Below are 18864 nucleotides of genomic sequence, written 5' to 3' on the forward strand. Positions count from 1 at the left end.
CGCTCAGTTCACGCTGGGCGTGTACTGGGCGAGCTTGCCGGGATCGGTCACCATGCTCTGCTGGGCGGGAGCCGGCCTGCCGGGCTTGTCCAGGATCTGAGGCTTCCCTTTCACAGGCGACAGCTTGCTGTCATCGTCGAGGAACTTCGACAGCAGCCCCTGGATCTTCTCCTTCAGCGCTTCCGGACCGCGATCGCTCATATCCGTATGCTGCGCGCCTGTGTTGACGACGGTGATGCCGGCCTTCTCGCACACATCGTCATCGGGCACGACACCGGGATCGGGCTTGAACACCGCGTCGTGCGACCGGAACGACAGGATCTTGAACTTGCCGTCGGTCATGAACGGCACACGCAGGTTATCCAGCGTCACGACCTTCTTGACCTCGTCCGGATACTCCCGGGCGAAGAACATGGAAATGTCGCCGCCGTTGGAATGACCGACAAGGGTCAGGTGGTCGTAGTCGGAATTGGGCTGAATCTTCTTCAGCTCCTTGACCGCGAATTTGATGTTCTCGACACCGCGCTCATAGACCGGCAGACGGCCCACATACAATTCGCCCACATTGGTGACGAGCGGCGCATCGGTCGCCAGATCGTGCTGAATGCTCACGGCCATGTAGCCGCGTGCAGCAAACACGTTTGCGAGGAACGAGTACTCCGTGAACTTGACGGTGTTGCCGTGATTGAGGATCGCGACCGGCAACGTGATCATGCCGGCATTCGCCTGCATTTCCTTGTCGCGGCGAACGGCGATATCCACCTGCACGGGACGATTACGTTCCTTGTCCATGAACGTCAGCGTCTCATGACGGATCGCCCACTTGCTCGCGGTGAAATACGCGACAGTGGTCAGTACGCAAACCGAAAGCAGGATCAGTAATCCGCGTTTCATGTTCGGTCCCTCGGCGGGCTTCGCCGGTCCAGGCTGCGATGATTGTGATCGGTGGATGACAATGACCGCTGCTTGAACAGCATATATGTCACAGCGCTGTGACAGGAAGGCTAAATGTTGTGACTCACGCGCCGTAACATTGTGCGCCGCATCCTTTTCTTGTGCAGTTGCGAATAAATCCACGGCTGAATTCAGCGAACTTGAGCCGTTTCCGCAAGGGAACGAGGTTTCAAATGCGCCGGGAATACGACGACAAATCAACTGTCGAAGGCACCGCGCGTTCCGCGCTTCCTCCTTATGTTACCGGTGAAATCGGCGTAACAAGTCGCTTCGCTCGAAGGCGAACAATAATTTCAATGACTTGCGGTACGGGCCGATCAATTGTCGACGATGTCGTGAAGCTCCAGGGCCTTGTCGGCCTGCGCGGCCCATTCAGCCCGATTGGCGGCACGGCGGCGCCCCCGCTCGTCGAGCGGCAGTTTGAGCTTGCGGAGCAACTCCACCACCTCTTCGCGCGCGGTAACATGACCCATGCTCGGACGACGACCGAGAGTCGCCTCATTGAGATCATCGAGGGCGGTCAGGCCACGCGGGAAGAACTCGCGATACATCACGCGCTCGGCCAGCCCGTCCACCGGGCGAAAGCCGAGTCGAAAGGCGAGCTCATCGAGCACACCCGCGACCAGCATCTTGTTGTGCGAACCGATCATGGAGAGGCGATTGCGTACCACGATCCAGTCGGTGGTGGAGCCGTCATGCTGGCGGCGCTTGCGCCTGGAATCGCGCGCCATCTCGGCGTAATGGCTTTCGCCGGTGACTGTGTAGTTCGTGGGATCGATCGTACCGAGCACATCGAAATCGAGAAAACTGTCATTGATCGGCGTGACCAGCGTGTCCGCCATCGAATGCGCCAGCCGCATCAGGAAAGTGTCGCTGCCCGGCGTATCGATGACAATGAAGTCATGACTGCGTTCCACTGCGGCCATCGCCTGCGCAAACTGTTCGAGCTCGAAGGACTCGTTGTCCGCAATCTGCATGCTCTCGCCGAGTTGCAGGCAATGATGCTCCGGCACTTCGAGCGCCAGGTTCGCACGCTCTGCCCAGGCGCAGCGGTTGGTGATGTAGCGGGTAAAACTCTGCTGGCGACAATCGAGATCGATGGTGGCGACGCGTTGGCCCGCCTTGAGCAGGGCCACGGCGATATGCAGCGCGGTCGTGGACTTGCCCGACCCGCCCTTCTCGTTGCCGAGCACGATGACATGCGCCGTACCGGACTGCTGTGCGCTCCGCATCAACATCGTTCGCGATCCCTCGGGACCGTTTCCGATCCCTGCGATCATCTTCAAAGGCACGGTCGGACAACGGTCAAGAAAAATACGAACCTTGCGCGAGCCAGGTCCCTCGCCAACGCTTTTAATGATGAATCCGCCGCGGGATCGTAGCATCGGAGCACCACAGCGAAGGCTTGGCGCACCTATGCGCGCTTTGCTAAGCAGGCGCGCACGCATTCCACGCCGCCAACGACAACGAGCCAACATGCCCCGCCGCGCCCCCCAAATCGCCCGCACCCTCCCTGCCCTTCGCCGCGCCACGGACGGCCTGCGCGCACGCAAGGCGACCATCGGCATGGTGCCCACCATGGGCGCATTGCATGACGGTCATATCTCGCTGGTGCGCCTCGCCCAGCGCCGCTGCGACAAGGTTGTGGTGTCGATCTTCGTGAACCCGACCCAGTTCGCCCCCACCGAGGACTTCGGCGCCTATCCGCGTACCTGGAAGAGCGACCTTGCGAAACTGACCGAGGCCGGCGCCGATCTGGTTTGGAATCCCGACGCCAAGGTCATGTATCCCGAGGGTTTTGCGACCAGGATCGTCACCGAGGGACCGGCCACCGCAGGTCTCGAAGATCGCTTCCGCCCGCATTTCTTCGGCGGCGTCGCCACCGTGGTCGGCAAGCTGTTCACCCAGGTGCGGCCCGACATGGCGTTCTTCGGCGAGAAGGATTTCCAGCAATTGAAGGTGGTGACGCGGATGGCGCGGGATCTCGATCTCGGCGTCAAGGTGATCGGTGCCACCACCGTGCGCGAACGCGACGGTCTCGCGATGTCGTCGCGCAATGTCTACCTGTCCCCCGACGATCGCGCGACCGCGCCGGTGCTGTACAAGGCCATGAAGGAAACCGCGAAGCGGTTGAAGGCCGGCGATGACGTCGCGAGCGCGCTTGCCGGTGGCGCCGCAATGATCGCCGATGCCGGCTTCGTGCTGGACTATTTCGAAGCGCGGCATGCGGAAACGCTGGCACCGGTCGCGTCCATGAAAGACGGCCCGGTACGGCTGCTTGTCGCCGCGAAACTCGGCAAGACGCGGCTGATCGATAATATCGGAGTGTAGCACGAGAACGTAGGGCGGATGAGCGAAGCGTAATCCGCCGCGGAGTTTCAGCTATGCACTCGGCCGGCGGATTACGGCTTCGCCTCATCCGCCCTACGGCAAAGTTACTCCGCCGCGATCTGCCGGGGCACCGGCGGCGGGTTGACCAGATCCTTTGCTAGCGCTGCATAACGCGTCTGCGCGGCCTCCACTGCAGCTTCCTTCACCGGGCCATAGCCGCGGATCGTATCGGGGAGCGACAGCAGCTCCACCGCGATCTCGACATTCGCCGGCGACAGCAGACCCAGCACCGTCGCGATATCCTTCTCGTAGCCGGCGATCAGATCGCGCTCCATCTTGCGGTCGGCGCTGTAGCCGAACACATCGAGCGCCGTGCCGCGAAGGCCGCGTGCGCTTGCCAGCAGCTTGAACAACGGCATCATCCATGCGCCGAAGGCACGCTTCTTCGGTCGACCCGAGGCATCGACGCCGGGCAGGATCGGCGGCGCGAGATTGAAGTTGATCTTGAAATCGCCCTCGAACTGCTCGCGGAGCTGCTTCTCGAAGCGGCCGTCGGTATAGAGCCGCGCCACTTCGTATTCGTCCTTGTATGCGAGCAGTTTTGCGTAGTTGATCGCCACCGCGCGCGGTAGCGCGTCGTCATAGCCACCATGCGAGGCCGCGTTGCGGACACGGTCCACCGTGGCGCGATAACGCTCGGCGAGCTTCACGTTCTGATAGTCGGTCAGCATGGCGGTGCGATGGGCGATGATCTCGTCCAGCGTCATCTCGTCCTGCGTCTTCGGCGCAGTGACCCCATCGCTGCCCTTGAGCATCGATGCCAGGCGCTCCGGATCGGCGGCGGCCAGACGCCCGAGCTGGAAGGCCAGCATGTTCATCTTGATCGAGACGCCATTGAGTTCGATCGCCTGTTCGATGGAGGCGCGCTGCACCGGCAGCAGGCCTTGCTGATAAGCATAGCCCATCATCATCATATTGGTGGCGATGCTGTCGCCGAGCAGACCTTCCGCGGCCTTGGTGAAATCGAGGAACGTCGATGTCTTGCGCAGCGCCATCGACAGCACGTCATTGACGCGGCCGCGCTGGAAATTGAAATCGCGATTGCGAACGAAATCGGCGATCGGAATGAGATGCGTGTTGACGATGCCGGTGGTGCGCTCGCCCTCGCAGAGCGAGATGGTTTCCTTGGCGATGGCCACCACCTCATCGGCCGCGATCAGGAGGTCCGCCGTCCCGGTGACGATGCGCGAGCATGTCACCTCCGCGGTGTCATTCGACAGCCGCACATGGCTGAGCACCGCGCCACCCTTCTGCGCGAGGCCGGACATGTCGAGGATCATCGAGGCCTTGCCCTCGATATGCGCGGCCATGCCGAGCAGCGCGCCGATCGTCAGCACGCCGGTGCCGCCGACGCCGCCCACCGCGATGTTGTAGGGACGGTCCAGCGTCGGCCGTGAGGCCGGTTCAGGGATTTCGCCGATATTGCCGAGCTCCACCGGCGCCTTGCGCTTCAGCTTGCCGCCATCGACCGTGACGAAGGACGGGCAAAAGCCCTTGAGGCAGGAATAATCCTTGTTGCAGCTCGACTGATTGATGGTGCGCTTGCGGCCGAGTTCGGTTTCCAGCGGCTCCACCGAGATGCAGTTCGACTGCACCGAACAGTCGCCGCAGCCTTCGCAGACCGCGGGATTGATGATCACGCGGCGCTGCGGGTCTTCCAGAATACCCTTCTTGCGGCGGCGACGCTTCTCGGCGGCGCAGGTCTGCACGAAGACGATGGCCGAGCAGCCCGCGATCTCGCGGCATTCCTTCATCACGCGATCGAGCTCGTCGCGATGCGCGAGCCTGGTGCCGGGCGCGATGCTGCTCGCCGGATAGGCGTCCGGATTCTCCGACACGAGATAGATCGCGCGGATGCCTTCGGAGTGCAGCTGGAAGGTGATCTGCTGCGGCGAGAGTTCGCCGTCATGCTTCTGGCCTCCAGTCATGGCGACGGCGTCGTTATAGAGGATCTTGTAGGTGATGTTCGCCTTCGAGGCGATCGACTGCCGGATCGCCAGCGAACCGGAGTGGAAGTAAGTGCCGTCGCCGAGATTGGCGAAGATATGCTTTTCCTTGGTGAAGGGCGCGATACCGGTCCACGGCACGCCCTCGCCGCCCATATGGGTGAAGGTCTCGGTCGAGCGGTCCATCCACAACGACATGAAGTGACAGCCGATGCCGGCCATGGCGCGCGAGCCTTCCGGCACCTTGGTCGACGTATTGTGCGGGCAGCCCGAGCAGAAGTACGGCGTGCGCGTGATCGGCACGACGTTCTGCACCTGCGAGGCTTCGCGGCCGTGAAACCAGTCCGCCTTGGCGCGCAGCAATGCGGCGATCTCGGGATCGATCTCCATCGCCAACAGCCGATCGACCATCGAGGTCGCCAGCTTGGCGACACTCAGCTCCTCCGCGAAAGGCAGGAAGCGCTGGTCATGGGAGTCCATCTTGCCGACGATGCGCGGACGCACGTCGTCACGCCAGTTGAACAGCTCCTGCTTGACCTGGTTCTCGACGATCTCGCGGCGTTCCTCGACGATGAAAATCTCCTCGAGACCCACCGCGAATTTGCGCACGCCTTCCGGCTCCAGCGGCCACGGCATGCCGATCTTGTACAGCCGCAGCCCGATCTTCGCGGCGACCTGTTCGGTGATCCCCAGCTCGCGTAGCGCCTGCCGCACGTCCTCGTAGCTCTTGCCCGAGGCCATGATGCCGAAGCGCGCATTCGGGCTATCGATGGTGACGCGGTTGATATTGTTGGCGCGCGCAAAGGCGATCGCAGCAAAGCCCTTGTAGTCCTGCAGGCGGCGGTCCTGCGCATAACGGTCGTCGGGCCAGCGCAGATTGAGACCACCGGGCGGCATCTCGAAATCCGTCGGAATCTTGAAAGGCGTCATCTCATCGTTGAGGTTAATCTCCGCGGTGGTCTCCACCGTCTCGGTGATCACCTTCATGCCGACCCAGCAGCCGGAATAGCGCGACATGGCGATGCCCAAGAGGCCCATGTCGATGATCTCGTGGATCGACGACGGATAGAGATAGGGCATCAGCGCCGAGATGAAGGCGTGGTCGGACTGATGCGGCACCGTCGATGATTTCGCGCCGTGATCGTCGCCGGCAAGACAGAGAACGCCGCCATGTTTGGCGGAGCCCGCCGCATTGCCATGGCGGAACACGTCGCCGCAGCGATCGACACCGGGGCCCTTGCCGTACCAGATGCCGGTGATGCCGTCATAACTGGCGCCGGGCGAGAGATTGAGCTGCTGCGTGCCCCAGATCGCGGTGGCGGCGAGATCCTCGTTCACGCCGGGCTGAAACTTGATGCCGTACTGGTCGAGATGTTTTCGCGCAGCCATCAGTTGCTGGTCGTAGCCGCCGAGCGGCGAGCCACGATAGCCGGTGACGAAAGCCGAGGTATTGAGCCCCGCCGCACGGTCCCTGCGGACCTGCGCCATGGGCAGCCGGACCAGCGCCTGGATGCCGGTGAGGAAGATATGACCGGAGCCTTGGGTGTATTTCTGATCGAGACTGATCGGGCCTTGATTGATTCCCATTCCACCCTCATTCGTCGCCCGCATCGTTCCGGCAGGCGTGCTCGCGCAGTTTTATGTGGGGTCGTTCGACTCCCTTAGAAATAGTCTACGTTGAATTGAAAACCGGGCGCACCACAAATGTGCGGAGCGCACGACCGCCATCCAAAAACGCAACTTCATGATGTGAAGGAGCTATTTACCCGTCACGTTATGTCGCGCAGGATGGCTGCGGCGAAACGAGATGGCGCGGACTGTGCACTGCAGCAAGAGCATCCGCGTAGGATGGGAAGAGCAGAGCCGCCATCGCGCCGGAGCGAAACCCATCGGCAATTCTATTCCGGAAAAATCTCGCCGATGACCTTGATGAGATCGGCCTCGCGGAACGGCTTGCGCAAATAGGCCCGGAAACGCCCGGCGCGATCGCGGACGACGTTCTCGAGCAGCGAGGTCATCACCACGACCGGGATCTGCCTCAGCCGCTCATCCTGGCGCATGGCCGCGATCAGCCCCGCCCCGTCGATGAACGGCATCATGAAATCCGTGAGTACGAGGTCAGGTGTCTCGCGATGCAGGATGTCGAGTGCCTCGCGGCCGTTGCCTGCGACCAGCACATTGAAAGCGCTCTCGCTCAACAGAACTTCGAGCCAGTCGGCGATCGCCCATTCGTCCTCGACAATCAGGACCGTACGCACCTCTAGTCTCCGGTCAATTTGAGGTCTGCCGCCGGCGTCGGCTGCGGCCCCTGACTGGAGATATCGCGAAGGATGCGTTCGGCTCTTTCATAGTTGTCGTCCAGCACGATGCCGCTCTCGTGGATTTCAAAACGGCGCATCCGCATGTCTGTCCGGCGGTCGCGCGACTTGAGGATCGTCATCAGACGATGATTTTCCGAACGCAGCGCTGCAAGATGCAGCGCGATGATGTTCTCGGCCACCGCGGAGAGACCGGTCTGATTGACGCCCTTGAGCGGTTGCCCGGGAGTCATGCCCGCGTGATCGGTCTCGGCCGTTGCCAGTGTGGTAACACCGAGGGCGCGCAACTCGTTGCACAGCGCTGACAAAAAAGAGCCCATGCGGTGCTTTTCGTCGGTCAGTTTCGAGAACCCCTCGATGCCGTCGATCACTAGACGGCGCACGCCGTTCTCACGGATGTTCCCGAGCAGTTCGGTGGCGACCTCGTCGAGCACGGCTTCCGTCTGCGGACGCCACATCAGGCTGATATGATCTGAAAGCGCGACCTTGAGGCTCTTCGCCTTCACCCGCAGCGCCATGGGATTTTCATGGAAGCCGAAAAACAGCGCCGGCTCGCCTGCGGGGCCGCCAGTGAGGAACTGCAAGCCCGCCGTGGTCTTACCGGAGCCGGACGGCCCCAGCACCACCGTCACCGAATGCGTATCGATCCCGCCACCGAACATCTTGTCGAGGCCGGGAATTCCGATCGGAACGATCGGCCCGTCAGCGCTGTCCCAGACACTCGGCGTCTCCAGCAGCGCCTCGATGCGAGGATAGATCGCATGGCCGGCATCGGTGATCCGATAGGCGTGCTTGCCGCCCATGAACCAGCCACCGCGCAGCTTGTGGACCTGGATCGAACGCTCGGCCCGCCGGCCATGCAGCGAGGACTGCAGTTCGATCAGCCCGTCCACCATCGTGTGCTCAGGCGGATGCGCATCGGCGTCGAAGGCGCTGGTGAGCAGGAACATGGTGCAATTGCTGAATCCCGCCTGCGTCTGCAACTCATGGATGAACTTCTTCAGCTCGAGTTCAGTCCGCGCCTTCTCATGCACCGTGATCAGGCCGTCGAGCACGAGGAAGCTGGCATTTCGCGTCCGGACCTCGCGGCGGACGACGTCGAGCAGTCCACGCAGCCCGCCATCCTCCAGCGTCTTGAAGGCCCCGACATAGGACATCCGGTCCGGAATCGCATTTTCGTCGAAGAACTTCATGCGCCGCATATGCCCGATCATGCGGGCATGGCTTTCTGCAAGCAGCGTAATGTACAGCGCGCTACGGCCCTGAGCCGCCTGCGCGAAGCAGATCTGGTTGCCGAGAATCGTCTTTCCGGCGCCGGGTGCGCCCTGAATGATGTAGATTCCGCCGTCGAAAACACCCCCACCCAGAATCGTATCCAGACCGGCAATGCCGGTCGCGACCCGGCCGTTATCAGCACTCATCCCGTCACTGCCCCTGAGTTCTCACCGAAAACGGTGAGATGCTAAAACGCGGACGGATGCAATCGGTTCCAACGCTTTTGCAGAAATGTTTGAGGAGAGAGCAACTCACTCCCCCTGCAACCGGAACATCCGGCGGGATCGGCCATTGGAATTACGGCACCCGGAGAGGAGGATGGAATGACCCAGCTTTCCAATGTCCAGATGGAGCCTGCCGGCTTTGCGAACCGCACAGCGGCGCCGCATCCGGAGAAATATCATCCGCGCTGCGGGGAAGAGCATCGGCACAAGCCAGGCAAGGCCATCATCGGGATTGCCCTGCTGATCGTGCTGAGTGTCTTGCTCTACGCATTCACAGGCCACGCGACCGAACTGCCGGCGAACAACGGCCTGCAGACCATCTCTGACAAGTGATAAAAGCCGTCAGGCCTCGACAGTGGCGGGATCGGACACGTCGGCCGCGAGGTCGGATGAGACGAGCCGAAGCTGCCGCCCGTGCGGGACCATCGACGGCACGATTCCGAAATGATCCGTCAGCGGCCTGTCGATCCGCCGAACCGCGGAACCACGCGACATCACCGGAGCGCTTCTGCGGACTTCCCGATTCTCGGAACGAGAACCACGCACGTCGTTCCAGCGCACGGCACGTTCGATCAGCGGCGCAGGATGGCTCGCCAAAGGACGCGCCAGGCGCCAGAACATTTGCACCAGCGCTGCATAGGTCATCTCTTCCAGTTGACCGACGCTGGCGCCCGACGGAACAGCGAACACATCGACCTCGACGATCGGTCCAGTCTCGGCGCGCTCGGTCACGCGATGCAGCGTGCATCCGAAATCGGGCGCCCCGTCATCGATCGCGTCTTGCACCGGCGCGTCGCCGGGATAGTGCGGCGAGCCCGGATGAAAATTGTAGGCGCCATAACCCAGCTGAGCCACGACTGCAGCCGGCACTTTCACGCTCCCCGCGAAAGAAACCAGTCGCGCGCCGGGTAGCCATTCTGCTTCGATCGCAGCGAGATCTGCAGCGGTGAACACCGGCAGCACGTTCAGCGATGGATTGTAGCTACGAAGGAGTGTGGCAAAGACTGAATGTTCGGCAGGGCCTGAGAGAAGAATGAGAGTATCGAACATGTCAGGCGCCAGTCTGCGAATCGGAGTTCCCGAAGATTCGCAGTCAGGTCTTAACAACTGATGATCGTACCGCGCCGCTGCGAAGGAGTGCGACGCAACAGCGCTGACATCGTGGCCGACCGCCGGAACATGCGCCGTTCCGAGCGGTTGTCCTCGCTGCAAAAGGAGGAATCGACATGGCAAATTTGCATGATCCGACCGATCCCCGGCACACCGGACAAATCCATGAAGATCCACGTGACAACGCCCGCCTCGACAGCGAGTTGCAGGCTGATCCGGAATTGCAGGAAGGCCGTGCCTCCGGCGGACGGGTGCTCGCTTACGGCGCTGCCGTGCTGGTGTTGCTGGGCATCGTCTTCTACGGCTTGAACAACAATTCGATGAATCCGAACGAGGCAGCGAAAACGGCCTCGCAATCGACGCCGGCCACGCAGGATAACGCAGCGAAGGCGCCCGCTCCGACTAACAATATCGCCGACTCCAACACCAGGCCGCCGGTGGCGCCGGGTGTTCGCGACGTGACGCCGACCAAAGAGAACCAGGGTGTGACGACCGGCTCCGCGCCGGCTCGCTCGCAGGGACCGCAATCCGGCCCGACCGGGACCGAGGTCGATAGCTCCAAGGGCGGCGCAGCGAAATAACGCTGCGCATGGGCAGGCAAGGCAGCGGCCACCGTTCGCGTCCGCCGCTTTGCCGCGCCTGTATTCCGCAGATCGGCAAATCGTGATGTCGATGTGATTTTACTTCGAACGCCACTTCGCCGAGACCGGGACCCTCGTCGCCAAACAGGACCCGTTCATGAAACCCCTGCTGCTTCTCGCATCGCTCGCCGTTTTATCCCTTGCACCGAACGATGCGAGCTATGCGGCGGAGCGCGAACCTTATGGCATCGGCCTCGAAGGCTTCCAGTATCCCTACCCCGTCCAGATGCTGCCGCTGACAAACGACGGCGAGCAGCTGCGCATGGCCTATATGGATGTGCCGTCGCAAAAACCTAACGGCCGTACGGTGGTCCTGCTGCACGGCCGCAATTTTCCATCGAGCTATTGGGCGCCGGTGATCCGTACGCTGACCGATGCCGGCTACCGCGTCGTGGTGCCGGATCAGATCGGCTTCGGCAAATCCTCGAAACCGTCCGGCGAATTGCACTTCGACACCCTCGCCCGCAACACCATCACCCTGATGGATCATCTCGGCATCGCCAAATTCGATGTCGTCGCCCATTCGCTCGGCGGCATGTTGAGCGTCCGCATCGCCCGTGCCTATCCCGACCGCATCGATCATCTGGTGCTGGCCGCGCCCATCGGCCTCGAGGACTATCGCCTCTATGTGCCGCCGACGCCGACCGAAAAGATCGTCGAGACCGAGGACAAGCTCACGGCCGAAGGTTATCGCAAGCAGCTCGAGACGAATTATGCGCTCAAGCTTCCGCCCGAGCAGGTGACGCCGTTCATCGACGCCCGCTTCAACATCAAGGGCTCATCCGATTATCCGCGCTGGCTGCGCGCCTTCGTCAGCTCGGCGCAGATGATCTATCGGGAGCCGGTGGCGCATGAGATTCCGCTGATCGGTCTGCCGACGCTGTTCATCATGGGCGCCGACGATCACAACGCGCCAGGCAAACCCAATGCACCGGAAGCATTGCGGCCGAAAATGGGACAGAACGCCGATCTGGCGAAGGCACTGGCCGCGAAGATGCCGAATGCGAAGGCGGAAGTGCTGCCCAATGCCGGGCATCTGGTTTTCCTGGACGCTCCCGCCAAATTCGACGAGCTGATGCTGGGCTTCCTCGCCACGAAGCCGTGACACCCTCGCGGCTTCACGTTGATTTCGACACAGCATCCGTTCCGGCCGTTACCGGATGATACACGAACCCCGCCTCCCCGGCGGGTTCGGTTTGTGCATCAATGATCGTCGCGCTCGAACACGAATTTCGGCATTTCCCATTTCAACCGGATCGCAAGCAGGCGGAACACGAAGCCGACCACAACGGCCGCGGCGATCACCACGTCGGGGCTGAGACCGTATTTGATGCCGCCGATATAGAGCAGCCCGGTGACGATGGAGACACTGGCATAGAGCTCGGCGCGAAACAGCAGCGGCACGTCGTTGCAAAGCACGTCGCGGATCACGCCGCCGACGCAGCCGGTGATCATTCCCGCCACGACCACAATGAGGAACGGCTGATCCATGCTCATGGCGACATTGCAGCCCATGATGGTGAACACCACGAGGCCGATGGCGTCGAGCACCAGGAAGATGCCGTGGAAGCGATGCACGAACTGCGCAAGCCCGATGGTCGCGAGCGCCGCGCCACCGGTGAGCAGCAACAGATACGGGCTCTTCACCCACCACAGCGGATAGTGCCCGAGCAGCACGTCGCGCACCGAACCGCCGCCGAGAGCGGTGACACAGCCGAGCATGGCGACGCCGAGCCAGTCCATCTTGCGGCGGCCGGCCGCGAGCGCCGCCGTCATCGCTTCGGCAACCAGCGCAATCATTGCAAGGGGAAACAGCAGGGCTTCGGTATGGGGCATGAATCAGCAGCGTTCGAGGACACTGCTGTCTAAAGCATTTCATGCTTTGATTGAAATGTGTCCCGGACGCGGTGCAGCGCGCTTTGCGCTGCTCCGCAGAGCCGGGACCGTTCCAAACGCCGGAGTTCGCAACGGTCCCGGCTCTGCGAAGCGGCACTTGCGGCGAAGCTTCGCTCACCCTCTTGACATAATTCCTAAAGGATAATATACCTCTCCCCGTCCTGTTCACGAGGGGCGCTTCTCGAGGGCGTCTTGAGCGGTGGAGCAGGATACGGTGCCCGCGGCCTTGCCTCGCAAGCAGGACTCGGGAGGCCGGGGGTCACCGTCCCTCCCCAATACGAGGGGGAGCCGATAGGTCGGCTGCGACGGCACAGGCGAACGGCGGAGAAATCCGTCGGGATAAGCGGCTCGGAAACTTGCTGCGGCAAGGAGTAAGGGACGTGCCGGTGTGCGACAGAGCGGTCCTCCAGCCAAAAATCCCGTGATGACGCGCCGAGAGGCGTTGCGCGGTGGGTCGAGGCTGACGTTTCAGCCAAGGCACATCGCGAGGACTACCCGACTTGCGTCTTTCGGCGCGTCATCCCCCTCACCTCTCGAGGGGGAAACCAGGCAAGCCCACCTCGCGCCGCGAACGCGACAAGGACGGCGCGTGCGCGCAAGAATTTTCCGGACGTGGCTGTTTGACATGGTGGACAAGACGCCGATCCATCGGCGCGTGATCAACCGTAGGGCGGATGAGGCGAAGCCGTCATCCGCCGGCCGAGTTCATGGTGGAGACTCCACGGCGGATGACGCGGAGTTTATTATTGGACGCGCTTCGCGCGACCCGTTGGCTCATCCGCCCTCCGTTCCTTACAACGGCATATTGTCGTGCTTCTTCATCGGCACTTCGACATGCTTGTCCTTCAGCATCGCCAGCGCGCGGGCGATGCGCTTGCGGGTGGAGTGCGGCATGATCACGTCGTCGATATAGCCACGCTCGGCTGCGACGAACGGCGACAGGAAGCGGTCTTCGTATTCCTTGGTGCGCGCGGCGATCTTCTCGGCATCGCCGATGTCCTGGCGGAAGATGATTTCCACTGCGCCCTTGGCGCCCATCACGGCGATCTGGGCGGTCGGCCAGGCATAGTTCAGATCGGCGCCGATTTCCTTCGACGCCATCACGTCGAACGCACCGCCATAGGCCTTGCGGGTGATGATCGTAACCAGCGGCACGGTGCACTGGCTGTAGGCGAACAGCAGTTTTGCGCCGTGCTTGATGAGACCGCCGTATTCCTGCGCGGTGCCCGGCAGGAAGCCCGGCACGTCGACGAAGGTGACGATCGGGATATTGAAGGCATCGCAGAAGCGCACGAAGCGCGCCGCCTTGCGGGAGGCATCGCTGTCGAGCACGCCGGCCAGCACCATCGGCTGGTTGGCAACGAAGCCTACGGTTTTGCCGGCGATGCGGCCGAAGCCGGTGACGATGTTCTTCGCAAACGTATCAGCGAGTTCGAAGAAGTCGCCCTCGTCCACGACTTTCAGGATCAGTTCCTTGATGTCGTAGGGCTTGTTCGGATTATCGGGGATCAGCGTATCGAGCGAGTCGTCGGTGCGTTCGATATCGTCGAAGCTCGGCCATTCCGGCACGCCTGCGGTGTTGTTCGACGGCAGGAAGTCGATCAGCCGCCGCATCTGCAGCAGCGTCTCGACATCGTTCTCGAAGGCTCCGTCGGCGATCGAGGATTTCGTCGCATGCACGCTGGCGCCGCCGAGTTCTTCGGCGGTGACCACCTCGTTGGTGACGGTCTTCACCACGTCGGGACCGGTGACGAACATGTAGCTGGTGTTCTTCACCATGAAGATGAAGTCGGTCATGGCGGGCGAATAGACGTCGCCACCGGCGCAAGGCCCCATGATGACGGAAATCTGCGGGATCACGCCCGAGGCCTGCACATTGCGGCGGAAGACGTAGGAATAGCCCGCGAGCGCCGCGACGCCTTCCTGGATGCGCGCGCCACCGGCGTCGTAGAGGCCAATGATCGGCGCCCGCGCCTTCATCGCCATGTCCTGAATCTTGGTGATCTTCAGCGCATGGGTTTCGGACAGCGAGCCGCCGAACACCGTAAAATCCTTGGCGAAGACGAAGATCTTGCGGCCATTGACGGTGCCCCAGCCGGTGACGACGCCGTCGCCGGGCACCTTGGTCTTCTCCATGCCAAATTCCACGGAGCGGTGTTCGACGAACATGTCGAATTCCTCGAAGGATCCCTTGTCCAGCAGAAGCTCGATGCGCTCGCGGGCGGTCAGCTTGCCGCGCTTGTGCTGCGCCTCGATACGCTTTTCGCCGCCACCGAGCTTGGCACCGGCACGGCGCGCTTCGAGGGTATCCAGGATCTCTTTCATGTGCTCCAGCCCGTCAATTCACGTGTTTTCGCCCGCCCTTGCGGCGGGGTTTGGGGGTCGTTCTAGCATGCGGTTTTCGGCCGTGGAAACGCCCATCCGCATGACTGGAAACCTTTGAAAATGCATGGCAACGCCGCCAAACCTGCCTATATCGGGATCAGTCAGGGAGGCCGGCATGGCGAATGTCACGATCGATGAAAACAGCGGTGCTGCCACAGGCGGCGTGCGGGACTTGCTGCGCTGGGAGGGCGTCACTCTCTTTGTCGGCATGACGCTGTTCTACTGGATTTCCGGTGCGCCCTGGCTGCACTATGCGCTGGCCTTCTTCGTGCCGGATCTTGCGTTTCTGGCCTATCTGGCCGGTCCGCGTATCGGTGCCGGGGTTTACAACGCAACCCACGCCACCATCGGACCGTTGCTGCTGGTATTGTTCGGTCTCCTGACGGCCGAGCCTCTGCCGGGGTCGCTCGCCATGATCTGGCTCGCCCATATCGGCTTCGACCGGATGCTCGGCTATGGCCTGAAATACGAAGCCGGCTTCCGCTTCACCCATCTCGGCCGCATCGGCAAGGATGCGGCGGCTGCAACGCCCTCCCCAACCGATCCGGCAACCGGCGATCCGATCAAGACGGCCTAGCGACCGCGCCCCGACAGCCGGAGCACGAAGACCAACACCTCGGCCACCGCTTTATAAAGTTCTTCCGGGATCTCGTCGCCCAGCTCGATATTGGAGAGCGCACCGGCCAGCACCTCGTTCTCCTCGATCGGAATGTCGTGCGCCTTGGCGACTTCGATGATCTTCTCGCCGATGGCGCCGCGCCCCTTGGCAGTGACGCGCGGTGCACCGGTCTTGTCGTAGTGGAGCGCGACGGCGAGCGCGCGTTTGGGCTGCACGGTCATAGCGCCATGTCCAGGAAATGACCGGCCGAAGCAGGCGCGGCCGGCTGCGGAGCGCCCTCGCGCACGACGATATCGCCGGGCTGAAGCTTGGCGCGGATCAACGCCTGGCTCAGTTGCCCGGCCTCCGCCTGCAATTGTTTCGCCGTCGATGGCCGCTCCGCCCACATGCGGACGGAGGTCTTCTCGCCCGTCAGCGACACCACCGCATGAATGGGACCTGTGGGCTCGACATCGAGCGAGAAGCGCGCGCACCAGACTTTTTTGGCAGCCTCCGCCTCGCTGCCCTGGCCGCCGTCGCGCGAAATCTCGAACTGCGCAACAGCCGTGCCGTGCGGCGTGGCGAAAGGGATTTCAAAACTCCAGCGCGGCGTGCCCTGATCCATGCGCTGCGCCACCGCCGCATCGGCACGTTCGGGCAGTGACGCGACCTGATGCAGGGTCTGCCGGGCAATGGCAGCCTCGGTGTCGGCGAGCAAATGATGGACCGTCTCGCCCAGCGGCGCATTCGGTGCGAGCGTCGGCTGCATCACCGGTTGAGGCGTCGGCAATCCGCCGCGCAATGGCGGTGGCGGCACTTGCGAACGCGGCGGCTGCGCATCGACGTAAGGCGCACCCGGTTGCCCTTTCGCAGCCGATGCCTGTAGCAACGCGCTCTCGTCAGGCAGGAGCTTTGCGATGATATCCGAGATTTTGACTCCGGATTGCTGCATGCCACCGCTCGCCATCGCACTTGCCGGCTTTGCGGTGGCCGCCACGACTTGCGGACGGATATCGACCTCGACAGCTTCGTCGGGCGGCGGCGATGTCGGCGACTGCGCGGTATCGCCCTTCACGGCAGCCTTCGGCAGCATCGCCGGCACCAGCGTGGCTGCGGCGGCCTGCGCTTGCGCAGCGGCCGTCATCGGCACCGCCGCGGTCTGCGGTTGCGCCGGGGCAGTCTGTGGCGTGGTCTGCGTCAATGTAGCGGACTTGACACCTGTATCGGGGCTTAGCGCCATCGTCAGCGCCTGTTTGAGTACAACCAATGCCGCCTTCATGTCCGGCATTGCACCCGAGGCCGGAGCGCCCTTCGCAAGCGATGCTTCGAGAAACAGTCCGGAATTCTGAAACGCCGTCTTCAACCCGCCACCTGCGAGTTGCGTATCGAGGGAGGGTCGCTGTGCCAACACCTGCGCAATCGCCTGCTGCAATTTGGGCGGCAGATTCTCCAGTGATGCCGCTGCGCCGAGATTGGCGAACAGCGTCGAGAGACTCGCCTGTTTGGTGACGGCCCCCAATGCGGCCTGCGAGACGGCCACGGCCTCAGGCGCAGTCAATTGCGCCTTGGACGCCGCCAGCGTCGTCATCAGCGTAGCAGAAAGATCGGCTGTCGATGCCAATCCGGCGCCATTCGCAGCCACCTGCTGCGGCAGCACCGCGAGGCGCAGTCCATCGGCGGTCTGCGACACCGCAAGCTGCAATGTCTGTCCAGCCTGTAGGGGCACCTGGGTCTGCACATCGATGGCCTGACCGGCGATGGAGATGCGCGCCTGGTTGCCGGACGAGACTTCGAGCACCCGCGCGGCAACCACGCTGCCAGGCTGAAATGCGATATCGCGCGCCACGCCTTGCGCGGCGACGAGGGACGGAATCGCATTGACGGTAACCGACATGGCTGCACCCGAGTCTGGTGCAGCAACCTAGGTTAAGCGGCGTTAACTTCCGATTAAGCGGTGCCCAGCGCCCGCAGAACGGCGACAGCGCCCTCGAAATCGACCTTACGGGCGGCTCGACGTGCCGCGGCTTCCTCGTCGAGGCCCCATTTCTCCGCGTTCCAGTCTTCGTCCACGAAGGCCGCGGCCCAGACTTCATCGGCGGTGAGCCGGCCGCGCAGAAGGGCCAGCGCAAGCAGGGCCGAGCCGGTGATCGTGGTCACCATATGCAGCGCGGCGACCCGCCATGGATCGCTCGGGAGCGCAGCACGCGCGGCAGCGAGCGCCTGCTCCGGCTGGCTGACATGCATCACACCTTCGGCGAGAATGAAGTGCGCACCAAGCTCTTGGGCTGCCCAGAACAACACCGGGTCCCACGCAGCCGCCTCACGCGCGATCAGCCCATCCGGATGCGACGCGCGGTAGAACAGCAGATCCGAGCCGAAATATTTTGCGATGTCGTCGCGCACCGATGCGACCTGCTCTTCGGTCGAGATCGCATCGAGCACGCTGTTGGCCAGCCGTGTCACCGGCATGCTCAAGGGATCGATGAAGTCCTGCTGCGCATTCCATTCCGCAGCCATCGCGTCAGCGATTGCGCGCGACGGCACAGCGAGCGCATTGCGCGACGGCGTGCGCACTGTCTTGTCGTCGAGCGTGATGGCATGACCGTCATCGCCCGCGCTGACACCGACCTTGGTATAGAAACGCTTGCGACGCGCCGCGCCCGCGGTCTTCTCCCGCGATTCCTGCACGGTGAAGCCGGGCTTGCCATAGACGTCGTCGAACAATTCACGCATCGGTCATCTCGATCCAGTTACCGGGCCGTAGTTTACGCGATGCCGACGCGATGCGCGAGACCGTCAGCGATTGGCGCAGGCCCGTGAATACGCCGCCCGATCATTCGGACCGAGCCCTGCGGCTGCACCATCCTGCAGGCAGGTTGTGATGCGGTCGCTGAAGGATGGCCGCGACTGCGGCACGTAATTTTGCCGCGGCAGATCGTCCATCTTCGGCACGACGGGCACCTCGATCTTCGGCGGCGGCGGCGCGGGTGGCGGCGGCACCGTCAGCGCGCTGCTGCCGGGCGGGAGCAGCTGCGCGAACACAGGCGCAGCGCCCAGCGTCAGGAGCGCAATCAGGGCCAAACATGTATGTAGTCGAAACATGCGGTTCATATCGTCACGGTCTCC

At 62.7% G+C, this 18864-nt stretch carries 17 protein-coding genes; 5 read left to right on the forward strand and 12 right to left on the reverse strand.

The features are described 5' to 3' along the window. Nucleotides 1-3 precede the first annotated feature (3 nt). Nucleotides 4-894 (reverse strand): alpha/beta fold hydrolase, encoded by an 891-nt coding sequence (locus tag E0H22_RS16675; protein WP_233022122.1) that lies wholly within the window; start codon nt 892-894, stop codon nt 4-6. 377 nt (nt 895-1271) lie between these two features. Continuing rightward, the gene (locus E0H22_RS16680; RefSeq protein WP_233022123.1) at nt 1272-2192 is read right to left on the reverse strand and encodes a division plane positioning ATPase MipZ; all 921 of its coding nucleotides are present in this window, start codon (nt 2190-2192) and stop codon (nt 1272-1274) included. A 238-nt stretch (nt 2193-2430) separates the two neighbouring features. Here E0H22_RS16680 and panC point away from each other — a divergent pair, with 238 nt between their 5' ends. Further along, nucleotides 2431-3285: a pantoate--beta-alanine ligase gene (gene panC, locus E0H22_RS16685; protein ID WP_233022124.1), complete on the forward strand. Its 855-nt coding sequence runs from the start codon at nt 2431-2433 to the stop codon at nt 3283-3285. Nucleotides 3286-3389: 104 nt separating this feature from the next. Here panC and E0H22_RS16690 read toward each other — a convergent pair whose 3' ends face one another. The 3 genes from E0H22_RS16690 to E0H22_RS16700 all read right to left on the reverse strand — a co-directional run bounded on the left by E0H22_RS16690 (nt 3390) and on the right by E0H22_RS16700 (nt 9030). Continuing rightward, on the reverse strand, nt 3390-6878 hold the full coding sequence (locus E0H22_RS16690) for an indolepyruvate ferredoxin oxidoreductase family protein (RefSeq protein WP_233022125.1): 3489 nt from the start codon (nt 6876-6878) through the stop codon (nt 3390-3392). 311 nt (nt 6879-7189) lie between these two features. Then, on the reverse strand, nt 7190-7549 hold the full coding sequence (locus tag E0H22_RS16695) for a response regulator (RefSeq protein ID WP_233022126.1): 360 nt from the start codon (nt 7547-7549) through the stop codon (nt 7190-7192). Between the two features lie 2 nt (nt 7550-7551). Beyond that, a complete protein-coding gene (locus tag E0H22_RS16700) occupies nt 7552-9030 on the reverse strand; it encodes an RAD55 family ATPase (RefSeq protein WP_233022127.1) in 1479 nt (492 codons plus the stop codon). Between the two features lie 177 nt (nt 9031-9207). Between E0H22_RS16700 and E0H22_RS16705 the strand changes: the two genes are divergently transcribed. Continuing rightward, nucleotides 9208-9441, forward strand: coding sequence for a hypothetical protein (locus E0H22_RS16705; RefSeq protein ID WP_233022128.1), 234 nt, complete (start codon nt 9208-9210; stop codon nt 9439-9441). Nucleotides 9442-9450: 9 nt separating this feature from the next. Here the strand turns inward: E0H22_RS16705 and E0H22_RS16710 are convergent, their stop codons facing one another. Beyond that, a complete protein-coding gene (locus tag E0H22_RS16710; RefSeq protein ID WP_233022129.1) occupies nt 9451-10158 on the reverse strand; it encodes a formyltransferase family protein in 708 nt (235 codons plus the stop codon). Nucleotides 10159-10334: 176 nt separating this feature from the next. Here E0H22_RS16710 and E0H22_RS16715 point away from each other — a divergent pair, with 176 nt between their 5' ends. Further along, the gene (locus E0H22_RS16715; protein ID WP_233022130.1) at nt 10335-10799 is read left to right on the forward strand and encodes a hypothetical protein; all 465 of its coding nucleotides are present in this window, start codon (nt 10335-10337) and stop codon (nt 10797-10799) included. 157 nt (nt 10800-10956) lie between these two features. Then, nucleotides 10957-11964, forward strand: coding sequence for an alpha/beta fold hydrolase (locus E0H22_RS16720; RefSeq protein WP_233022131.1), 1008 nt, complete (start codon nt 10957-10959; stop codon nt 11962-11964). Nucleotides 11965-12062: 98 nt separating this feature from the next. Here E0H22_RS16720 and E0H22_RS16725 read toward each other — a convergent pair whose 3' ends face one another. Then, complete coding sequence (locus E0H22_RS16725; protein ID WP_233022132.1) at nt 12063-12695, reverse strand: trimeric intracellular cation channel family protein; 633 nt, start codon at nt 12693-12695, stop codon at nt 12063-12065. An 852-nt stretch (nt 12696-13547) separates the two neighbouring features. Continuing rightward, the gene (locus E0H22_RS16730) at nt 13548-15080 is read right to left on the reverse strand and encodes an acyl-CoA carboxylase subunit beta (RefSeq protein ID WP_233022133.1); all 1533 of its coding nucleotides are present in this window, start codon (nt 15078-15080) and stop codon (nt 13548-13550) included. 175 nt (nt 15081-15255) lie between these two features. Between E0H22_RS16730 and E0H22_RS16735 the strand changes: the two genes are divergently transcribed. Continuing rightward, nucleotides 15256-15717: a DUF4260 domain-containing protein gene (locus E0H22_RS16735; protein ID WP_233022134.1), complete on the forward strand. Its 462-nt coding sequence runs from the start codon at nt 15256-15258 to the stop codon at nt 15715-15717. On the opposite strand, the gene E0H22_RS16740 is transcribed toward E0H22_RS16735, so the two are convergent. From E0H22_RS16740 to E0H22_RS16755, 4 genes are all read right to left on the reverse strand, one after another. After that, entirely contained in the window at nt 15714-15980 is a 267-nt protein-coding gene (locus E0H22_RS16740) for an EscU/YscU/HrcU family type III secretion system export apparatus switch protein (RefSeq protein WP_233022135.1), read from the reverse strand. The genes E0H22_RS16735 and E0H22_RS16740 overlap by 4 nt on opposite strands. Next, nucleotides 15977-17632: a flagellar hook-length control protein FliK gene (fliK, locus tag E0H22_RS16745; RefSeq protein WP_233022136.1), complete on the reverse strand. Its 1656-nt coding sequence runs from the start codon at nt 17630-17632 to the stop codon at nt 15977-15979. Before fliK ends, E0H22_RS16740 begins: the two co-directional genes overlap by 4 nt. Nucleotides 17633-17685: 53 nt before the next feature. Then, nucleotides 17686-18471 carry an ATP12 family chaperone protein gene (locus E0H22_RS16750; protein ID WP_233022137.1) on the reverse strand — a complete coding sequence of 262 codons (786 nt, stop codon included), beginning with the start codon at nt 18469-18471 and terminating at the stop codon, nt 17686-17688. Nucleotides 18472-18534: 63 nt separating this feature from the next. Continuing rightward, nucleotides 18535-18849, reverse strand: coding sequence for a hypothetical protein (locus E0H22_RS16755; protein ID WP_347340797.1), 315 nt, complete (start codon nt 18847-18849; stop codon nt 18535-18537). Nucleotides 18850-18864 lie beyond the last annotated feature (15 nt).

This window comes from Rhodopseudomonas boonkerdii (genome assembly GCF_021184025.1).
Lineage (GTDB): Bacteria > Pseudomonadota > Alphaproteobacteria > Rhizobiales > Xanthobacteraceae > Tardiphaga > Tardiphaga boonkerdii.

Bases quoted from the DNA above. Each gene is read 5' to 3' on its own strand.
- E0H22_RS16675 (WP_233022122.1), bottom strand. From the start codon at position 894: ATGAAACGCGGATTACTGATCCTGCTTTCGGTTTGCGTACTGACCACT.
- E0H22_RS16680 (WP_233022123.1), bottom strand. From the start codon at position 2,192: ATGTTGATGCGGAGCGCACAGCAGTCCGGTACGGCGCATGTCATCGTG.
- panC (WP_233022124.1), top strand. From the start codon at position 2,431: ATGCCCCGCCGCGCCCCCCAAATCGCCCGCACCCTCCCTGCCCTTCGC.
- E0H22_RS16690 (WP_233022125.1), bottom strand. From the start codon at position 6,878: ATGGGAATCAATCAAGGCCCGATCAGTCTCGATCAGAAATACACCCAA.
- E0H22_RS16700 (WP_233022127.1), bottom strand. From the start codon at position 9,030: ATGAGTGCTGATAACGGCCGGGTCGCGACCGGCATTGCCGGTCTGGAT.
- E0H22_RS16705 (WP_233022128.1), top strand. From the start codon at position 9,208: ATGACCCAGCTTTCCAATGTCCAGATGGAGCCTGCCGGCTTTGCGAAC.
- E0H22_RS16710 (WP_233022129.1), bottom strand. From the start codon at position 10,158: ATGTTCGATACTCTCATTCTTCTCTCAGGCCCTGCCGAACATTCAGTC.
- E0H22_RS16715 (WP_233022130.1), top strand. From the start codon at position 10,335: ATGGCAAATTTGCATGATCCGACCGATCCCCGGCACACCGGACAAATC.
- E0H22_RS16720 (WP_233022131.1), top strand. From the start codon at position 10,957: ATGAAACCCCTGCTGCTTCTCGCATCGCTCGCCGTTTTATCCCTTGCA.
- E0H22_RS16725 (WP_233022132.1), bottom strand. From the start codon at position 12,695: ATGCCCCATACCGAAGCCCTGCTGTTTCCCCTTGCAATGATTGCGCTG.
- E0H22_RS16730 (WP_233022133.1), bottom strand. From the start codon at position 15,080: ATGAAAGAGATCCTGGATACCCTCGAAGCGCGCCGTGCCGGTGCCAAG.
- E0H22_RS16735 (WP_233022134.1), top strand. From the start codon at position 15,256: ATGGCGAATGTCACGATCGATGAAAACAGCGGTGCTGCCACAGGCGGC.
- E0H22_RS16740 (WP_233022135.1), bottom strand. From the start codon at position 15,980: ATGACCGTGCAGCCCAAACGCGCGCTCGCCGTCGCGCTCCACTACGAC.
- fliK (WP_233022136.1), bottom strand. From the start codon at position 17,632: ATGTCGGTTACCGTCAATGCGATTCCGTCCCTCGTCGCCGCGCAAGGC.
- E0H22_RS16750 (WP_233022137.1), bottom strand. From the start codon at position 18,471: ATGCGTGAATTGTTCGACGACGTCTATGGCAAGCCCGGCTTCACCGTG.
- E0H22_RS16755 (WP_347340797.1), bottom strand. From the start codon at position 18,849: ATGAACCGCATGTTTCGACTACATACATGTTTGGCCCTGATTGCGCTC.